The organism is Rhodoferax sp. AJA081-3, assembly GCF_017798165.1.
Lineage (GTDB): Bacteria > Pseudomonadota > Gammaproteobacteria > Burkholderiales > Burkholderiaceae_C > Allorhodoferax.
In genome coordinates this window covers 758,774-777,413 of sequence record NZ_CP059068.1, presented here as the reverse complement: position 1 = coordinate 777,413, position 18,640 = coordinate 758,774, and the positions used below count along the sequence as shown (strand labels likewise).

Genomic DNA, 18,640 nt, shown 5'->3' with positions numbered 1-18,640 from the left:
TTTTGGTTCGCCATGTGTACGTCATTAACAATTTGGTTGGCACACGGGATCTGTGGCAACCGCGAATAGAGCCTGCGCCCGGACACCCCATCCACCAGCCCAGGGCGATGAAACTGCGTGCAACGGTACCAAAACAAGACTCGTCGCAGCAGCGGGGCATGGGTGTGGGGCGCAGTGAGGTAAAGGAGGAGGCCGGAACGGCCGGGGGACACGAACGGAGTCCCATACCCCAGGCCCGCTGCGGGCCCAGCAAAGGAGCTATAGCAACAAAGCCTCCTTGGTAACCAGCAACACCTGGTCTTCCCCCGCACTGGTCTCCAGCCACACCACTTCCATATCCGGAAACGCTGCTTCAAAGTAGGGCCGCTCGTTGCCAATCTCCAGCACCAACACACCGTCTTCACTCATATGCCGGGGTGCGTCTTTCAGTAGCGTGCGAATAAAGTCCATACCATCACTGCCACCGGCCTGGTTACCACTCAAGGCCATGACCGGCTCGGCCTTGTATTCGGCGGGCAGCTCGGACATACTTTTTGCGTTGACATACGGCGGATTGCACAGGATCAGGTCGAAGGGGCCGCGGGCTGCCAGATCAGGGGCCGTCAGGCCGTCGGATGTGACCAAAGTGATGCGCTCCTGCAGACCGTGTTTGTCCACATTGATGCGAGCTACGGCCAGTGCATCGGCCGAAAGGTCGGAACCGGTGACTACCACGTCCGGGTAGGTCAAAGCCGCAATCACCGCCAGGCTGCCGTTGCCGGTGCACAGGTCCAGCACGGTGTGGGTGGATTCCTTCAACCAGTAGTCGATGCTGCCATCCACGATCAGCTCGGCAATCAGCGAACGTGGCACGATGGCGCGTTCGTCCACATAAAAGGCCACGCCTTGCAGCCAAGCCTCTTGTGTCAGGTAAGCGGCGGGTTTGCGGGTATTGATGCGTGCTTCCAAAATGCTAGCGGCACGATGAGCATCTGCGGGGGCTACAGCCTCATTTGCCTTGGAGTCTTCGCCATCCAAAGGTGTGTCCAGCGGCAAGCCCAGGCTCCACAACACCAGCCAGGCGGCTTCGTCTTTTGCGTTGGTGGTGCCATGGCCGAAGGACAGCTTGGCGTTTTCCAACTGCTGCGCGCCGGATTCAATCAGTTCCAGCAGCGTTAATGGAGAACCTTCGTGCTCTGCACTGCGGTGCGAGCTTGCTTGGGAACGGCCCTGCGCGGCGCTCATGCGCGGGCCTGACGGTCCAGGTTTTCCAGCACCCGGCGGTAGATGTTTTTCAGCGGCTCGATGTCGGCCACTTCTACATGTTCGTTGATCTTGTGGATGGTGGCGTTGGGCGGCCCCATCTCAATTACCTGGGGGCAGATCTGGGCGATGAAGCGCCCGTCGCTGGTGCCACCGGTGGTGGACAACTGGGTGACTATGCCGGTCTCGTCCAGGATGGCGGCCTGTACGGCGCTTACCAAGGTGCCAGGTGTGGTCAAAAAGGGCAGGCCACCCACGGTCCAGGCCAGATCGTATTCCAGTTCGTATTTCTCCAGCACCCGCGTCAGGCGCGACTGCAGGGACTCGGGTGTGGATTCGGTGGAGAAGCGGAAATTGAAGTCAATCACCACATGCCCCGGAATCACATTGCTGGCGCCGGTGCCGCCGTGGATATTGCTCATCTGCCAGGTGGTCGGCGGGAAGAATGCATTGCCCTTGTCCCATTCCACACCCACCAGCTCGGCCAGCGCGGGCGCGACCAGGTGGATGGGGTTTTTGGCCAGGTGGGGGTAGGCGATATGGCCCTGTATGCCCTTGACGGTGAGCTTGCCGCTCATGGTGCCGCGGCGGCCGTTTTTGATCATGTCACCCGTGCGCTCCACCGAGGTGGGTTCACCCACGATGCAGTAGTCAAAGGTCTCGCCGCGTTCGGTGAGCGCCTTGCAGACAACCACCGTGCCGTCGTTGGCCGGGCCTTCTTCGTCGCTGGTCAGCAGCAGGGCGATGTTCAACTGCGGGTTGGGGTTGGCGGCGATGAACTCTTCAATCGCCACCACAAACGCCGCCAAGGACACCTTCATGTCACTGGCGCCGCGGCCAAACAACTTGCCGTTGCGGTGGGTGGGTGTAAAGGGGGCGCTGTGCCACTCGGCTACAGGCCCGGTGGGCACCACATCGGTGTGGCCCGCAAACACCAGGGTTTTGGCGGATGTGTGATTTGCTACTGAGTTGCTAGCGGTAGTGCTAGGTTTCACGGGGGCTACAGCCCGTTTTGCCCAAAGGTTTGTGACCCGGAAGTCGACTGGGCCGCTGGTGATGGTTTCGCAATGGAAGCCAATGGCGTTCAGGCGTTGGGCTATCAGGTCTTGGCAACCGCTATCCAGGGGTGTGACGGAGGGGCGGGCGATCAACTGCTCGGCCAAGTGCAGTGTGGCACTGCTGGTAACTGCTTGCATCAATGCTTGACGTCCAGGGTGATTTCGGTAAACGAGGCCTCTTCGTGCTCCTCGGCGGCCGCGGTGGGTGCCTGGGTCTTGGTGAAGTCGTTTTGCAGACGCCACATCAGGTTGGTGGGCGAGTCGGCGTTGGCCAGGCCTTCCTTGCGGTCGACCACACCTTCCACAATCAGGCGGGCGATGTCGTGCTCGAACGACTGGGAGCCGTCGGCCATGGATTTCTCCATGGCTTCTTTAACGCCCGAGAAGTCGCCTTTTTCAATCAACTCGGAGATCAGCTTGGTATTGAGCAGCACTTCAATGGCCGGTACGCGGGTACCTGCCGTATTGCGCAACAGGCGCTGCGATACCACGGATTTCAGCGCGGCCGCCAGGTCGCCCAGCATGGTGGGGCGCACTTCCACGGGGTAGAAACTCAAAATCCGGTTCAGCGCCTGGTAACTGTTGTTGGCGTGCATGGTGGCCAGGCACAGGTGGCCGGACTGGGCGTAGGCAATGGCGGCGGACATGGTTTCGCGGTCGCGGATTTCGCCGATCAAAATGACATCGGGCGCCTGGCGCAGCGCGTTTTTCAGGGCGACTTGCAGCGACTTGGTGTCGGAGCCGATCTCACGCTGGTTGATGACCGACTTTTTGTTCTTGAACAAAAACTCCACCGGGTCTTCAATGGTCAGGATGTGGCCCGAGACCATGGAGTTGCGGTAGTCGATCATGGAGGCCAGCGTGGTGCTTTTGCCGGCACCGGTGGCACCCACCATCAGGATCAGACCACGCTTTTCCATGATCAGATCACCCAGGACGGGTGGCAACAGCAGGTCTGCCAACGGGGGTACGTCCACCGAGATGTAGCGGATCACCGCCGCAATGCTGCCGCGCTGGCGCATGGCGCTGACCCGGAAGCGTCCCACGCCTGCAATGGGGAAACCCATGTTCAGTTCACCCTCGGCCTCCAGCTCGGCTATGCGGTCGGCCGGCAGGATCTCTGCCAACAGGTTGCGTGTGGCGTCGTTGGGCAGGGACTGGTTGTTGATGGGCACACACTGGCCGTTGATCTTGATCAACGCGGGTGAATTGGCCGACAGGTAGACATCCGAGGCCTTCTTCTCGCTCATCAGGCGCAGGATGCGCTCCATGGTGCCGGGTGGGTTGGGTGTCGTCGTCGTTGCCATAGGTTCAACCTCGGTTGGGTATCAACAAGCTCACTTGCTAACAGGTTCAGTCGCGCAGCAAATCGTTCAGCGATGTCTTGGCACGGGTCTGTGCGTCCACACGTTTGACGATGATGGCGGCGTACAGGTTGTATTTTCCGCCGTCTTTCGGCAGTGTGCCACTGATAACAACCGATCCGCTGGGGATGCGGCCATAACTCACTTCACCCGTGGCACGGTCATAAATGGGGGTGCTTTGGCCAATGTAGACACCCATGGACAGCACCGAGTTTTCTTCGACGATGACGCCTTCCACCACCTCGGAGCGGGCACCGATGAAGCAGTTGTCTTCGATGATGGTGGGGTTGGCCTGCATGGGTTCCAGCACGCCGCCGATGCCCACGCCGCCGGACAGGTGCACGTTTTTTCCGATCTGGGCGCAAGAGCCGACCGCAGCCCAGGTGTCGACCATGGTGCCGTCGTCCACATAGGCGCCGATGTTCACAAAGCTGGGCATCAGGATCGTGCCCTTGCCAATGTAGCTGCCGCGGCGGGCCACGGCCGGTGGCACTACACGGGTGCCGCTGGTGCGCATTTCTTCAGCCGACAGGCCCGCGAACTTGGTCTGCACCTTGTCATAAAAGCCCAGTTGGCCAGCCTGGATGATTTCGTTGTCGCGCAGGCGAAAGCTCAGCAAAACGGCCTTTTTGATCCACTGGTGGACGGTCCACTGGCCCACAGCCTCGCGGCTGGCGACGCGCAAGCGGCCATGGTCCAGCTCATGGATCACGTGTTCGACGGCGTCGCGCACTTCGGCGGTCCAGGAGTTGACGGAGATATTGGCGCGGTCTTCCCACGCGGCGTCGATGATTTGCTGGAGTTGTTGGCTCATGAAGGTCTTTCTAATGGATCAATAACTGGAGGGGTCTGTCCCGCAAGGTCTTAGCTTCGGGATTTAACAAATTGAACGATACGTTGGGCAGCTTCGACGCATTCAGCGGTTTCGGCCACCAGCGCCATGCGGATACGGTTGGCGCCGGGGTTGAAGCCTTGCGCCTCGCGGGCCAGATAACTGCCGGGCAAGACTGTCACATTGTAAAGAGCGAGCAGGTCGCGGGCGAAGTCCGTGTCGCTACCTTTGACCTTGGCCCACAGGTAAAAGCCCGCGTCGGGCAGGGCCACGTCCAGCACCTCGGCCAGGATGGGCGTCACCTGGGCAAACTTGGCCCGGTATTGCTCGCGGTTGTCGCGCACATGGTCCTCATCATCCCAGGCGGCCATGCTAGCGGCCTGCACCACGGTGCTCATGGCGCTGCCGTGGTAGGTGCGGTAAAGCAAAAATTGCTTGATCAGCGCCGCATCACCTGCGACAAAACCGCTGCGCATGCCGGGCACATTGCTGCGTTTGGACAGGCTGGTGAAGGCGATCAGGTTTTTGAAATCGCTACGGCCCAGCTTGGCGGCGGCTTCCAGGCCCCCTAGCGGCGGCTCGTCGCGGAAATAGATTTCGCTGTAACACTCGTCGGACGCAATGACAAAACCATGGCGCTCGCTCAAATCAAACAGCTTTTTCCACTCGTCCAGCGGCATCACGGCGCCGGTGGGGTTGCCGGGGGAGCAGACAAACAGTAACTGGGTGCGCGCCCACACCGATTCGGGCACGCTGTCCCAGTCCTGCGCAAAATTGCGCGCCGGGTCCGACGGCACGTAATAGGGCTGCGCGCCAGACAGGAAGGCCGCGCCTTCGTAGATTTGGTAGAAGGGGTTGGGGCATACCACCTGGGCACTCTGCCCATCGGCATAGGGCACGGCCGGGTTGATGATGGTCTGGGCAAAGGCAAACAGGGCTTCGCGCGAACCATTGACCGGCAGGATCTGGGTGTTGGTATCCAGCGCCAGGCCATAACGGCGCTGCATCCAGCGGCCAATGGACTGGCGCAAAGCTGGCACACCACCGGTGGCGGGGTAGACCGACAGGCCACCCTGCGGGTCCATGATGGCATCGCAATAGGCCTGTTTGATCAACTGTGGGGTCGCGTGGCGCGGTTCACCAATGCCCAGGCTAATGGGCGCGTACTCGGGATTGGGGGTGACCGTGGCAAACAACTGCTTCAGGCGCTCGAAGGGATAGGCCTGCAGGCGGGGCAAATTCGGATTCATGGGTGGCGATTATCCCCGAGCAGTTGCTACACTGTGCACGAAAGCGGGGCGCAATCCGCCTTTTCGCTATAACTGTCAGTTCAAGGAGCACGGGATGTCGACAACTTTGCCCCAAGGGCAAGTGCTGGTTCACCTCGATATTGCGCGGGCACTGGAGCAAATCGGCGACGAGGAAGCGCTGCGCGGCATGCTGCCCATGCTGCAGGAAATGCTGGAGCGTGATCTGCCCCTGATTGGGCAACGCCTGGCGGACCAGGACGTGCGCGGTGCCAACCCGCTATTGCACTCGCTCAAAGGCTGTTTGCCCATTTTTTGCACACCCGCCTTGTGTGAGCAGATGGCAGCGGTGGAGCAGATGAGCAAGACCGGCAACGGCCCCGAAGTTGGCGAGGCGTTTGCGGCGCTGAGCCCCAAACTCCAACTCCTGCAGCAGGAAGTTGCGCTGTACATGGCGCAGCACTAGCACCCCGGAGTTTTGCCATGGACATCAAACGCGCACGTATCCTGGTGGTGGAAGACGAGAAGGTCATGAGCACCTTCATACTGAACAATCTGCGCCGTATTGGCATATTGGATCTGTATGCCTTTCCAGACGGGGGAAGCGCGCTGCGCGAGGTATCGCGGCTCAAACCCGACCTGATACTGACCGACATCCATATGCAGCCGGTTGGCGGGATTGAATTTGTCCGGCAACTGCGTGCCCTGCCCAACAACCAGGTGAGCAATACCAAGGTCATTTTTCTCAGTGCAGACTCCAGCCCCGCCACGGTAGGCGAGGTGCTGCCCCTGGGGGTGGCGGGTTACCTGCTGAAACCCCCGTCGGTCAACGCCTTGGCTGCCAAAATTGAGGGTGCTCTGCAGTCCTGAACGGGCAAGCCCTAGCCCCTGCCCAATGCTGTGGTTTTGCGAGGGTACCCACACGGTATCATTGCAGGCCGTTGCGCTTTGTTGAATCTACGCAAAACGCAATGAAATCAATCACTTAGCCCAGTTTTCTTCTCCTGTGCGTCTCAACTCCATCAAGCTATCCGGGTTTAAATCCTTTGCCGAACCCACCAACTTCCTGTTGCCGGGTCAATTGGTGGGTGTGGTCGGGCCCAATGGTTGCGGCAAGTCCAACATCATGGACGCGGTGCGCTGGGTTCTGGGCGAGAGCAAGGCCAGCGAACTGCGTGGCGAGTCCATGCAGGACGTCATTTTCAACGGCACCACGACCCGCAAGCCGGCCAGCCGCTCCAGTGTTGAACTGATTTTTGACAACGCCGACCACCGTGCCGGCGGCCAGTGGGGCCAGTTTGCCGAGATCGCCGTCAAACGGGTGCTGACCCGCGACGGCACGTCCAGCTACTTCATCAACAACCAGCCGGTGCGCCGACGCGACGTGCAGGACGTGTTCCTGGGCACCGGCCTCGGGCCACGCGCCTACGCCATCATTGGCCAGGGCACGATCAGCCGCATCATTGAATCCAAGCCCGAAGAGCTGCGCCTGTTCCTGGAAGAAGCAGCAGGGGTTTCCAAATATAAAGAGCGCCGCCGCGAGACCGAAAACCGCCTGTCCGACACCCGCGAGAACCTGACCCGGGTCGAAGACATTCTGCGCGAACTCAACACCAACCTGGAAAAGCTGGAAAAGCAGGCCGAGGTGGCGCAAAAGTACAACGCGCTGCAGGCCGACGTAACCCTCAAGCAGCACCAGCAGTGGTTTTTGAAGCGGGCCGAGGCGTTGGGCGACCAATCCAAGGTCAAGGCGGATGCCGAAGGCGCGGTCAACGCGCTGGAAAGCCGCATGGCCGACCTGCGGCGTATTGAATCCGATCTGGAGACCGTACGCCAGGCCCACTATGCGGCGGGTGACCAGGTGAATCAGGCGCAGGGTCTTCTGTACGAGGCCAGCACCGATGTGGGCCGGCTCGAAGCCGAAATCCGGTTTGTGGTCGAAGGGCGCCAACGCGCGGAGCAACGCCTGGCCACTTTGCAAGAGCAGATCGGCCAATGGGCCGCCCGCAAGGAAGATGCCGCGGCCGAGATCGAACGCCTGGCCGAATTGGCGCTGTTAGGTGATGAGCAGACTGAATTGCTCTCTGCGCAAGTAGAAGAACAGGCGCAACAACTGCCCGATCTGGAAGACGCACTAACGGCAGCGCAATCCGCCGCCAATAACCAGCGTGGCAGCGTCATGCAGGTGCAGCAGCAGATCCAGGTGCTGGCGGCAGAACAACGCGGTATTGAAGAGCAATTCCGCCAGGTCACAACCCGCAGAGAGCGCCTGGCCGTGGACCGCAGCGCGCTGGCCGCGCCGGATGAGGCCAAGCTGCAAGAGCTGCAAGCCCAACTGGACGAAGCCCAAGAGGCCGCTGCCGTGGCCGACGCGCGCCTGCAGGAGCTGCAAGACATGCTGCCCCAGCGCGACGAGGCCCGGCGCACCCAGCAGCAGACCGTCAACGATGAATCCGCCCGCCAGGCCGACCTTTCGGCGCGGTTGGAAGCACTGAAAACCCTGCAGGAAAAGGTCAAGACCGACGGCAAGTTGCAACCCTGGCTGGCCAAACACGGCCTGGACCACTTGCAGGGCCTGTGGACCCGCATCCATATCGAACAGGGCTGGGAAAACGCGTTGGAAGGTGCGCTGCGCGAGCGCCTGGCCGCGCTAGAGGTTTCACGCCTGGAGCTGGTCCGCTCCTTTGCCAACGATGCACCACCGGCGAAGCTGGCCTTCTTCAGCCCGCCGATGGCCGCTGTGCCCGAGGCAACGTCTACTTTGCCCCGCCTGTCGGACCTGCTGCGTATCAACGATGCCGGCCAAAAGGCCGTATTCAATGAATGGCTGCACGGCTGTTATACGGCCAGCAGTTTTGAGGATGCACTGGCCCAGCGCGAGAAGCTGCAGCCTGGCGAAAGCATTTACCTCAAATCTGGCCACGTGGTCACCGCTCACAGCGTCAGCTTCTATGCGCAGGATTCCGAACAAGCCGGCCTCTTGGCCCGCGCCCAGGAAATTGAGAACCTGGAAAAAGACCTGCGTGCCCAGGTGATGATTGCCGAGGAAGCCCGCACCGCGCTGGTCCGCGCCGAAGCGGCCTATGCCGAAGCCAGCCAGCGCCTGGTCAGCGTGCGCCGCGAGGCCACTGAGGCACAAACCCAGGCCCATGGCCTGCAGGTCGAAACTCTGCGTTTGTCGCAGTTGGCCGAACAGGCCCGCACCCGTAGCGCACAAATCGATGCGGACATTGCCGAAGTGCAAGCCCAACTGGACGACCTGCAAGAGCGCCGCGTTACTGCAGAAGGCCGTTTTGAGTCGCTGGACATGCAACTGGCAGACAGCCAGGAGCGCCACGCCCAGTTGGATGAACGCGTGATTGAGGTACAGCGCAAGTTGACGCAATGCCGTGAACAACAGCGCAGCCTGGAACGCCAGGCGCAAGAGGCGCAGTTTGCGCAGCGCAGCCTGCAGGCACGTAATGCCGAACTGGCCCGCACCATAGACACCGCCACGCAGCAAACCGAGTCCGTCCTTTCCGAGGCACAACGTGCCCGCGAAGAACTGGCCCGCCTCAGCGACGCCGCGGCCCAGGCGGGTTTGCAAAGCGCGCTGGCACTCAAACTGGAGCGCGAACAGGCCCTGGGCGCCAAGCGCAGCGAATACGACGATCTGACCGCCAAGTTACGCGCCAGCGACGAACGCCGCCTGCAGCTGGAGCGCGAGCTGGACCCGCTGCGCCAGCGCATCACTGAATTCCAGCTGAAGGAACAGGCCGCCCGCCTCGGCTTTGAGCAGTACGAACAGCAACTGCTGGACGCCCAGGCCGACCTGGAAGCCGTGGAGTTGTCGATCAAGGAAGGCAATGTGCGCCTGACCGGCATGCAGAGCGAGATTGATCGCCTGCACCGCGAAATCGCCGCACTGGGCGCCGTCAACCTGGCCGCGCTGGACGAACTGGCTGTGGCCCGTGAACGCAAGCAGTTCCTGGATTCCCAAAACGCCGATCTGGCCCAGGCCATGCAGACGCTGGAAGACGCCATCCGCAAGATCGACGCCGAAACGCGCGACATGTTGTCGGGCACGTTTGAGCAGGTCAACCAGCACTTTGGTCGTATGTTCCCCGAGCTGTTTGGTGGCGGCAATGCACGCCTGGTCATCACCGGTGATGAAATTCTGGACTCGGGTGTGCAGGTGATCGCACAGCCACCCGGCAAGAAGAACCAGACCATCCACCTGCTGTCGGGCGGTGAAAAAGCACTGACCGCCATTGCGCTGGTGTTTGCGATCTTCCAGCTGAACCCGGCGCCATTCTGTTTGCTGGACGAGGTGGATGCCCCCTTGGACGATGCCAACACCGAGCGGTATGCCAAACTCGTGCGCAGCATGAGCAAAGAAACCCAATTCCTTTTCATCAGCCACAACAAGATTGCGATGGAAATGGCCGAGCAACTGATTGGCGTGACCATGCAGGAACAGGGCGTGTCGCGCATTGTTGCGGTCGACATGGAGTCCGCCCTTACCTTGGCTGAGCTGGCTTAAAGCTAATACAACACGATGAGCAATTTACAAATTGGTTTGGCGATTGCAGGGGGTGTGGTGCTGGCCGCCGTGGTAGCCCACGGCGCCTGGAATTCGCGCCGCAACGCCCCGCGCCAGGCCAAACCCGAACCCACCGGCACCACTCCACAAACCCAGTTGCGTGAACCGGCTTTGGATGGTGATATCGAGCGCGACACCCAGCCCATGTCGCTGCCACCGGTGGCTCGGCGTTCGGCCATGGATTCGCTGATTGACGTGATCGCCACCATTGCTTTGGATGGCCCTGGCATGGTGGTGTCGGGTGAGGCAGCCATTGCCGCCATGCCCAGCACACGCCGTGCAGGTACCAAACCCTTTGCCATCGAAGGCTACAACCTGGTGACCCTGAACTGGGAAGTGCCGGCGGCTGGCCAGCGGTATGGTGGCTTCCAGGCGGGTGTGCAATTGGCCAACCGCTCCGGCGCGCTCAACGAGATCGAATACTCCGAATTTGTGGTCAAGACCCAGGCCTTTGCCGACGCCATCAACGCCACGCCCGAGTTCCCCGAAATGCTGGAAGAGGTGGCCCGTGCCCGCGAGCTGGACCAGTTTGCCAGCGCACATGACGCACAACTGGGCTTCACCATCCGCGCGCGCGACGCATCCTGGAGCCCTGGTTATGTGCAGCAGAATGCGGCCCATCTGGGTTTTGTCGCCGGCGTGATACCCGGGCGCATGGTCTTGCCCGCCAGTACCGAAGGTCTTGCACCCGTACTGGTGCTGAGCTTTGATCCGCAGGCGGCGTTGGCCGAAGACCCAGCCCAATCCGCCATCCGCGACATCGCCCTGCATTTGGATGTGGCCCAGGTGGACCGCTCGGAGCAGCCGTTCGTTCGTATGCGCGAAGTGGCAGCCGCACTTGCCCAGACCATGGATGGTGTGGTGACCGACGACAACGGTCAGCTGCTGAACGCGCAAACCATGGACGTCATTGGCTCAGAGCTGGAAATCCTGTACGACACGCTGGAGCAGCGTGACCTGGCAGCGGGCTCCTTGTTGGCGCGCCGTCTGTTTGCCTGATTTGCTGAGAGAGGTTAGGGCCATGGCCAACCACCCCGACCGCGCGCGCCTGCAGACGCTGCACGAGACCCTGCACCGTTACGCCCACCAGTACTATGTGCTGGACGAACCTACGGTGCCCGATGCCGAATACGACCGGCTGTTCCAGGAGCTGCAGGCCCTGGAGGCGGCACACCCGGAGTGGGTAACGCCCGATTCACCGACCCAGCGCGTGGGCGGCAAGCCGCTGGACCAGTTTGCATCGGTACGCCACGCCGTGCCCATGCTCAGCATCCGCACCGAGACTGACACTGAGGCCAGTGGCGCGCAGAATTTTGATGCCCGTGTCCGCAAGGAACTGGTTCTGGCCGAGACCGATCCGCCCGTGGAATACGTGGCCGAGCTCAAGTTCGACGGCCTGGCGATGAACCTGCGCTACGAGCAGGGTGTGCTGGTGCAGGCCGCGACGCGGGGTGACGGCGAAACGGGTGAAGACGTGACGCAAAATATTCGCACCATTGGCCAGATTCCACTTCGGTTATCTACCGAGGCACCCGCCGTGCTGGAGGTGCGCGGCGAGGTCTATATGCGCCGTGATGACTTTGAGGCCCTGAATGAGCGCCAACGCGCACGCATTGCCGCAGGTGAAAAGGGCGAAAAAACCTTTGTGAACCCGCGCAATGCAGCGGCCGGTGCCGTACGCCAGCTAGACCCCGGCATTGCAGCCCAGCGCCCCTTGAGTTTTTTTGCCTATGGCCTGGGTGAGGTCACGCCGGTAGAGCAGGGCGGCCCGGCATTCGGCACGCATTACGACATGCTGCAGACCTTGAAGCATTGGGGATTTCCGGTTGCAGCCCTCGTCGCTATTGCGAATGGTGCTCCTGAATTGGTAGCGTACCACCAGCGCATTGGCCAAACCCGGGACCAGCTTCCGTTTGATATCGACGGCGTGGTTTACAAGGTCAACAGCCTGGCCCTGCAGCAGCGCCTGGGTTTTGTCAGCCGTGAACCGCGTTGGGCCGTAGCCCACAAGTACCCGGCGCAAGAGCAGATGACCACCGTGCTGGGCATAGATATACAAGTGGGCCGCACGGGCAAGCTGACGCCCGTGGCCAAGCTGGCGCCGGTGTTTGTGGGCGGCGTTACCGTTACCAATGCCACGCTGCACAACGAAGACGAGGCCCGCCGCAAGGACGTGCGTATTGGCGATACCGTGGTGGTGCGCCGCGCTGGTGATGTCATTCCCGAGGTGGTCAGTGTGGTGTTGCCCGCCGAGACGGTGGAGCGGGGCGCGGAATTCACGATGCCACGTATCTGCCCGGTCTGTGGCTCGGCGGCCGTGCGCGAAGAGGGCGAGGCCGACTACCGCTGCACCGGCGGCCTGTTCTGCAGTGCCCAGCGCAAGCAGGCCATCCTGCATTTCGCGCACCGCCGCGCGGTCGAGGTCGAAGGCCTGGGGGACAAGCTGGTCGAGCAAATGGTGGACGCCGGTATTGTCAAGACATTGCCGGATTTGTACCGTTTGGGTTTCACCGCATTGGCGGCCCTGGACCGTATGGCTGAGAAGTCCGCGCAGAACATTGTTGACGCGCTGGAGAAGTCCAAACAAACGACCCTGCCACGCTTCTTGTTCGGCTTGGGCATTCGCCACGTGGGTGAGTCCACGGCCAAGGCGCTGGCCCGGCATTTCGGCAAGCTCGACGCCATCATGGACGCCACGGTGGAGCAGTTGCTCGAAGTGGCTGACGTAGGGCCCATCGTTGCCGAAAGTATTCACACCTTCTTTGCGCAGGCCCACAACCGTGAGGTGGTGGAGCAACTGCGCGCCTGCGGCCTGACGTGGGAAGAAGGCGAACCCGCGGTGCAGGTGCCTAAGCCCCTGACCGGCAAAACCTTTGTGTTGACCGGCACCTTCCCGACACTGGGTCGCGATCAGGCCAAGGATTTGCTCGAAGCCGCTGGCGCCAAGGTGTCGGGCTCGGTCAGCAAAAAGACTGACTACGTGGTGGCCGGTGCCGAGGCGGGCAGCAAGCTGGAAAAAGCACAGATGCTGGGTGTGGCGGTGATTGACGAAGCGGCCATGCTGGCCTTGCTGCAGGCGCCACCACAGTGAGCCACCCAGACCCGCGCGGTCAGGGGTGCGGGATGGCGCTTTCCGGCCTGCGCCACAACCAGGCCAGCACGCTGGCCATGCAGGCAATGGCAACACCGGCGGCCCAGAGTTTGGATACCGTGAACAACAGCAACACCGCGCTGACCGACATGACGCCGGTAGCACCCCATTTGGCCCTGCGGCTGACCACACCGCCTCGGCGCCAGTCGCGCAGCATTTTGCCAAACAGGCGGTGCTGTTCTAGCCATGCCAGCATGCGGGGTGAACTGCGCGCTGCGGCCCAGGCGGCCAGCAGAATAAACGGGGTGGTGGGAAGAACCGGCAGAAATATGCCCAGAAAACCCAGCGCCAGACTGACCACCGCTACAACGCGCAACAGCCATTGCAAGCCGCGTGGCAAAGGCTTTGCGGGGTTGCTTGCAGGCGGTAGACTGGGTTGCGCAGACATGCCCCGGATTGTGCCGGGTGAACAGACCTTGTGCCTCCTCGCATTGCCGTAAACTGCAACCATGAACCGCGCTACCGCACTCCAAACCCTGTCTGAGCACAAAGCGCAGATCGTGCAGCGCTTTGGCGTGGCGTCCCTGGCCCTGTTTGGCTCCACCGCCCGTGATGCTGCAACGCCTGGCAGCGACGTGGATTTGTTGGTGAGCTTTGTCGGCCCGGCTACGTCGGCGCAGTTTTTTGGCGTGCAGTTTTATCTCGAAGATGTGCTGGGCTGCTCCGTCGATCTGGTGACCGAGAAGGCATTGCGTCCTGAGTTGCGACCCTATGTGCTGAAGGATGCGGTGCATGTCTGAACGGGAGTGGCGGTTTTACATAACTGACATGGTTGGTTTTTGTGAAAAAGTCCTGGCATTTACGCAAGGTCTACAACAAGCCCAGTTCGTTGCCGATGCCATGCGTTTCGATGCAACGGTGCGCAACCTTGAACTGGTCGGCGAAGCCGCAAGTCACATTCCGCAAGACGTGCGCAATGCCCATCCTACGATTCCCTGGCGTATGTTGATAGCCACGCGAAATCAGTTGATCCATGGCTATCTGGGTCTCGACAACGATATCTTGTGGAGTATTGTGCAAACGGATGTGCCAGTGCTACTCCAACAACTCAAACTTCTTGCTTCTGAAGAAATATGACTGTCCGTGACATCCTCAAGATGGGCGATCCGCGCCTGCTGCGTATGGCGCAGCCCGTGGCGCAGAGCGGCTTTGACTCTGATGCGCTGCACCTGCTGATTACGGACTTGCTGGACACCATGCGTGCCGCCAACGGCGCGGGCCTGGCTGCGCCGCAGATTGGTGTGGACCTGCAGGTGGTGATCTTCGGCAGCCGTGACAAGAACCCGCGTTACCCGGACCGGCCCATCGTGCCGCCCACCGTGCTGGTCAACCCGGTCATCACACCTCTGTCCGCCGAGGGCACCACAACGGGTGACACGCCGCAGGAAGACGATTGGGAAGGCTGCCTGTCTGTCCCCGGCCTGCGTGGCCTGGTGCCACGCTGGTCGCGTATCCGCTACACCGGCTTTGACCAGTATGGTGACCCCATAGACCGCACGGTGGACGGCTTCCACGCCCGGGTAGTGCAGCACGAGTGTGACCACCTGTGGGGCAAGTTGTACCCGATGCGGGTTCGTGATTTCAGCCAATTTGGCTACACTGAAGTTCTGTTCCCCGAACTGAGTTGACGCCCATGAGCCCAGAACTGACCAAAAAGCTCGCCGCTGCAGTGGATGGCATGCCGGCCTTCCCAAAAAGCGTGCAGCGGGTACTGGAGCTGACGCGTGACGTCAACAGCACACCCAAAGACCTGGTCGAGGTGATCGACAAAGACCCGGTGCTGACGGTCAAGATCCTGAAGGTCGTCAACTCCGCCTACTACAGCCTGCCCAAACAGATCACGTCGGTGGGCCATTCGGTGGTTTACCTGGGCTTTAACACCATCAAGAACCTGGCCTTGAGCATTGCCGCTATCGGCATGTTGCCCAAGACCAACGAAGCCGGTTTTGATGGCCAGCAGTATCTGCTGCACTCGCTGGCCACGGCGGCCATTGCCAAACAACTGGCGATGAAGGTGGACGATGCCGACCCCATGGACTGTTTTATCGCCGGTCTGTTGCACGACTTTGGCAAGGTGGTGCTGGCCCAGTTCATGCCCAAGGAGTTTCGCGCTGCGCTGGATGTGAGCAAGCAACAGGGCACATCCCTGCACCTGGCTTTGCGCGAGATCATGGAGGTAGACCACGCCGTGGTGGGCGCCATGCTGGTCGAGAAATGGCGCTTTGCGCCCAAGCTGGTGGAGACCATTCGCCACCAGTACGGCCCCGAGTTGGCCGATTCCGACATGATTGCCTGCGTGTTCGCCGCCAACCAGATCAGCAAACAGCTGCAGTTTGGTTTTGCCGGCAACCACCTGGTGGAGCCCTTCCCACCCAATGTGGCCAAGCGCCTGGGTGGCTCGCTGGAAGAAGTGATTGCCCGGCTGGGCGATCTGACACCGCTGTTTGAAGAAGCCCAGGTCTTCTCCAAAATCTAAAGTCGTTATGGGTCAAATTGGCCTCTAGCCCCCGAGAAATATGACTGTATTGCTATAAATACAGTAGCATTTTCACTGGGCCGCCAGGGCTTCCAGTAATTCGGTTTCGATCTCGATCTGCTTCTTGTTGTGCTGCAGCTCGGGCCCGTCGATCAAAAACGTATCCTCCACGCGCTCGCCCAAAGTGGCAATCTTGGCCAGTTGCACGTTGACCTGGTGGCGTGCCAGCACCAGGGCCAGGCTGTAGAGCAGACCCACACGGTCGCTGGCCGACACATTGAGCAGCCAGCGTTGGCCTTTCTCGTCGGGCGTCAAGGTCACACGGGGTGCAATGGGAAAGCTCTTGACCCGGCGCGACACCCGGCCGCGGCTGGGTTTGGGCAGCGGCCCTGCATCGGTGATGACCTTGGTCAGCCCGTTTTCGATCATGCTGGTGATTTCGCGGTATTCCTCGGGGCCGGCAGCGGTGACCAGCTGGAAGGTGTCCAATGCGTAACCGTTTTTGGCCGTGTGCACACGTGCATCCAGAATGCTGAAACCACGTTGCTCAAAATAGCCGCAAATACGGGCAAACAGATCACTTTGGTCTGGCGTATAGACCATTACCTGCAGGCCGTCGCCCGCAGGCGAGCGGCGTGCACGCACCACCGCATGGCTGGAGCCCACCAGGCGCGACAGGTGGCGGGTGTGCCAGGCGATGTCGGCCGCGTCATGGCGCATGAAATAGCCCACATCCAGCGTATCCCACAGCGGCTTGTGGGCCTCGAAGGGCAGGGAGTGCATATTGACGATGGCCAGGGCCTCGCGCTTGCGGGCTTCCACCTCGGCATCGGGGTCGGGCGCATGGCCGCCCAGCGCGCGGCTGGTGTAGCGATACAGGTCTTCCAGCAGCTTGCCCTTCCAGGCATTCCACACCTTGGGTGAGGTGCCGCGGATGTCGGCCACGGTCAGCAGGTAGAGGGCGGTCAACTGGCGCTCGTTGCCCACGCGTTGGGCAAAGTCGGCAATCACGCGGGGGTCGCTCAGATCGGCCTTTTGGGCGATGCGGCTCATGGTCAGGTGTTCGCGCACCACAAACTCGATCAGCTGGGAGTCTTCGCCACCGAAGCCGTGTTGCTTGCAGAAGCGCCGCACCTCGGCACCGCCCAGGTCGGAGTGGTCGCCGCCGCGGCCCTTGGCAATGTCGTGGAAGATGGCGGCTATCGACAACAGCCAGGGCTTGTCCCAGCCCGCGGCCAATTGCGAGCAGAACGGGTATTCGTGTGAATGCTCGGCAATGAAGAAGCGGCGCATATTGCGCAGCACCATCAGGATGTGCTGGTCCACCGTGTACACATGGAACAGGTCATGCTGCATCTGCCCCACGATGCGGCGAAACACCCACAGGTAACGCCCCAGCACCGAGGTCTGGTTCATCAGCCGCATGGCGTGCGTCGTGCCCTGGGGCTGCGTCAGGATCTGGCGAAAGGTCTGGCGGTTGACCGGGTCGCTGCGAAAACGGGCGTCCATCAGGCTGCGGGCGTTGTACAGGGCACGCAGCGTGCGGGCCGACAAACCCTTGACGCCTACCGTGGTCTGGTAGACCAGAAAGGTCTCCAGAATGGCATGGGGCTCGCGCTGGTACAGGTCGTCGCTGACCACATCGATCATGCCCGCCTTGTCGTTAAAGCGCGTATTGATAGGGCGGGGCGCGTGGGTCGACGGGTTCAAGCGCTCTTCGATATTGAGCAGCAGAATCTGGTTGAGCTGGGCCACAGCCTTGGCGGCCCAGTAATAACGCTTCATCAGCGCCTCGCTCGCGCGCACGATGGTGCGTTTGGGTGTGGCGCCGGTGGAGACCAGGGTCTTGGTGGTGTAGCCAAAGGACTCGGCCACCGCGTTCTGCATGTCGAAGATCAGGCGGTCTTCGCGCCGGTTGGCAATCAGGTGCAGGCGGGCGCGCACGCGCATCAGCAGGGACTCGTTGCGCTGGATCTGCCGCACCTCAAACGGTGTGGCCAGGCCGTTGACGGCCAGCGCATGCCAGTTGTCGCCAAAGCCGGCCGCCTTGGCCACCCACAGGATGACCTGCAGGTCGCGCAGTCCTCCGGGCGATTCTTTGCAGTTGGGCTCTAGGGAATACGGTGTGTTTTCGAACTTGGTGTGGCGCTGGCGCAGTTCCAGTGTTTTGGCCACAAAAAAGGCGCGAGGGTCCATGGCCTTGAAGAAGGCGGTCTGGAACTGCTGCACCAGTTCGGTGTTGCCCGTGATCAGCCGGTGCTCCAGCAGGGCTGTTTGTATGGTGACATCTTTGGCCGCCTCGGCCAGGCAGTCACCCAATGTGCGCACGCTGGAGCCTATCTCCAGCCCCACATCCCAGCAGCTGCCAATAAAGGCTTCGATGCGGCCCTTGAGGGCAGTGTCGTAGTGGGGGTCAAAACCATCGGGCAGCAGCACCAGCACATCCACATCGGAGTGCGGAAACAACTCACCACGGCCAAAACCACCCACCGCCAGTAGGGCGAAGGGGTGTTGCAGGCCGGCATGGTCCCACAACTGCTTGAGCACACCATCGGCCAGGTGGGCTAGCCGTATCAGGGCCTTGTGTACATCACGCCCGGTGGCATCACCTTGCCCCAGGGCTTGCAGCAGAAGGGTTTTGTCGGCGCGGTAGGCGGTGCGGATTGCCTGCAAATCAGCCATGGGGTC

16 protein-coding genes are annotated in these 18,640 nt (G+C 61.3%); 9 read left to right on the top strand and 7 right to left on the bottom strand.

Annotation, left to right across the window (positions count from 1 at the left end):
* Positions 1–258: 258 nt before the first annotated feature.
* From prmB to dapC, 5 genes are read right to left on the bottom strand one after another with little or no spacing between them, the layout of a single operon-like run.
* Entirely contained in the window at positions 259–1,224 is a 966-nt protein-coding gene (gene prmB, locus HZ993_RS03605) for a 50S ribosomal protein L3 N(5)-glutamine methyltransferase (RefSeq protein ID WP_209395908.1), read from the bottom strand.
* A complete protein-coding gene (gene dapE / locus HZ993_RS03600; RefSeq protein ID WP_209395907.1) occupies positions 1,221–2,438 on the bottom strand; it encodes a succinyl-diaminopimelate desuccinylase in 1,218 nt (405 codons plus the stop codon). Before dapE ends, prmB begins: the two co-directional genes overlap by 4 nt.
* A complete protein-coding gene (locus HZ993_RS03595) occupies positions 2,438–3,607 on the bottom strand; it encodes a PilT/PilU family type 4a pilus ATPase (RefSeq protein ID WP_209395906.1) in 1,170 nt (389 codons plus the stop codon). The genes dapE and HZ993_RS03595 overlap by 1 nt, the downstream gene beginning before the upstream one ends.
* 46 nt (positions 3,608–3,653) lie before the next feature.
* On the bottom strand, positions 3,654–4,478 hold the full coding sequence (gene dapD / locus HZ993_RS03590; protein WP_209395905.1) for a 2,3,4,5-tetrahydropyridine-2,6-dicarboxylate N-succinyltransferase: 825 nt from the start codon (positions 4,476–4,478) through the stop codon (positions 3,654–3,656).
* A 50-nt stretch (positions 4,479–4,528) separates the two neighbouring features.
* Positions 4,529–5,746: a succinyldiaminopimelate transaminase gene (gene dapC / locus HZ993_RS03585; protein ID WP_209395904.1), complete on the bottom strand. Its 1,218-nt coding sequence runs from the start codon at positions 5,744–5,746 to the stop codon at positions 4,529–4,531.
* 94 nt (positions 5,747–5,840) lie between these two features.
* Between dapC and HZ993_RS03580 the strand changes: the two genes are divergently transcribed.
* The 5 genes from HZ993_RS03580 to ligA all read left to right on the top strand — a co-directional run bounded on the left by HZ993_RS03580 (position 5,841) and on the right by ligA (position 13,416).
* Positions 5,841–6,209: an Hpt domain-containing protein gene (locus tag HZ993_RS03580; protein WP_209395903.1), complete on the top strand. Its 369-nt coding sequence runs from the start codon at positions 5,841–5,843 to the stop codon at positions 6,207–6,209.
* Between the two features lie 17 nt (positions 6,210–6,226).
* Positions 6,227–6,613, top strand: coding sequence for a response regulator (locus HZ993_RS03575; protein WP_209395902.1), 387 nt, complete (start codon positions 6,227–6,229; stop codon positions 6,611–6,613).
* A 136-nt stretch (positions 6,614–6,749) separates the two neighbouring features.
* Positions 6,750–10,265: a chromosome segregation protein SMC gene (smc, locus tag HZ993_RS03570; protein ID WP_209395901.1), complete on the top strand. Its 3,516-nt coding sequence runs from the start codon at positions 6,750–6,752 to the stop codon at positions 10,263–10,265.
* 15 nt (positions 10,266–10,280) lie between these two features.
* The gene (locus HZ993_RS03565; protein WP_209395900.1) at positions 10,281–11,324 is read left to right on the top strand and encodes a cell division protein ZipA C-terminal FtsZ-binding domain-containing protein; all 1,044 of its coding nucleotides are present in this window, start codon (positions 10,281–10,283) and stop codon (positions 11,322–11,324) included.
* Positions 11,325–11,346: 22 nt separating this feature from the next.
* The gene (gene ligA / locus HZ993_RS03560) at positions 11,347–13,416 is read left to right on the top strand and encodes an NAD-dependent DNA ligase LigA (protein WP_209395899.1); all 2,070 of its coding nucleotides are present in this window, start codon (positions 11,347–11,349) and stop codon (positions 13,414–13,416) included.
* A gap of 19 nt (positions 13,417–13,435) precedes the next feature.
* Here ligA and HZ993_RS03555 read toward each other — a convergent pair whose 3' ends face one another.
* The gene (locus HZ993_RS03555; protein WP_209395898.1) at positions 13,436–13,864 is read right to left on the bottom strand and encodes a YbaN family protein; all 429 of its coding nucleotides are present in this window, start codon (positions 13,862–13,864) and stop codon (positions 13,436–13,438) included.
* A 61-nt stretch (positions 13,865–13,925) separates the two neighbouring features.
* Here HZ993_RS03555 and HZ993_RS03550 point away from each other — a divergent pair, with 61 nt between their 5' ends.
* Genes HZ993_RS03550 through HZ993_RS03535 form a run of 4 tightly spaced genes read left to right on the top strand, consistent with a single transcriptional unit; the run spans position 13,926 to position 15,952 of the window.
* A complete protein-coding gene (locus tag HZ993_RS03550; RefSeq protein ID WP_209395897.1) occupies positions 13,926–14,216 on the top strand; it encodes a nucleotidyltransferase family protein in 291 nt (96 codons plus the stop codon).
* Positions 14,209–14,553 (top strand): DUF86 domain-containing protein, encoded by a 345-nt coding sequence (locus tag HZ993_RS03545; RefSeq protein ID WP_209395896.1) that lies wholly within the window; start codon positions 14,209–14,211, stop codon positions 14,551–14,553. Before HZ993_RS03550 ends, HZ993_RS03545 begins: the two co-directional genes overlap by 8 nt.
* On the top strand, positions 14,550–15,104 hold the full coding sequence (locus HZ993_RS03540) for a peptide deformylase (protein WP_209395895.1): 555 nt from the start codon (positions 14,550–14,552) through the stop codon (positions 15,102–15,104). Before HZ993_RS03545 ends, HZ993_RS03540 begins: the two co-directional genes overlap by 4 nt.
* A gap of 5 nt (positions 15,105–15,109) precedes the next feature.
* Entirely contained in the window at positions 15,110–15,952 is an 843-nt protein-coding gene (locus tag HZ993_RS03535; protein WP_209395894.1) for an HDOD domain-containing protein, read from the top strand.
* 72 nt (positions 15,953–16,024) lie between these two features.
* Here HZ993_RS03535 and HZ993_RS03530 read toward each other — a convergent pair whose 3' ends face one another.
* Positions 16,025–18,634, bottom strand: coding sequence for a [protein-PII] uridylyltransferase (locus tag HZ993_RS03530; protein ID WP_209395893.1), 2,610 nt, complete (start codon positions 18,632–18,634; stop codon positions 16,025–16,027).
* Between the last annotated feature and the right edge of the window lie 6 nt (positions 18,635–18,640).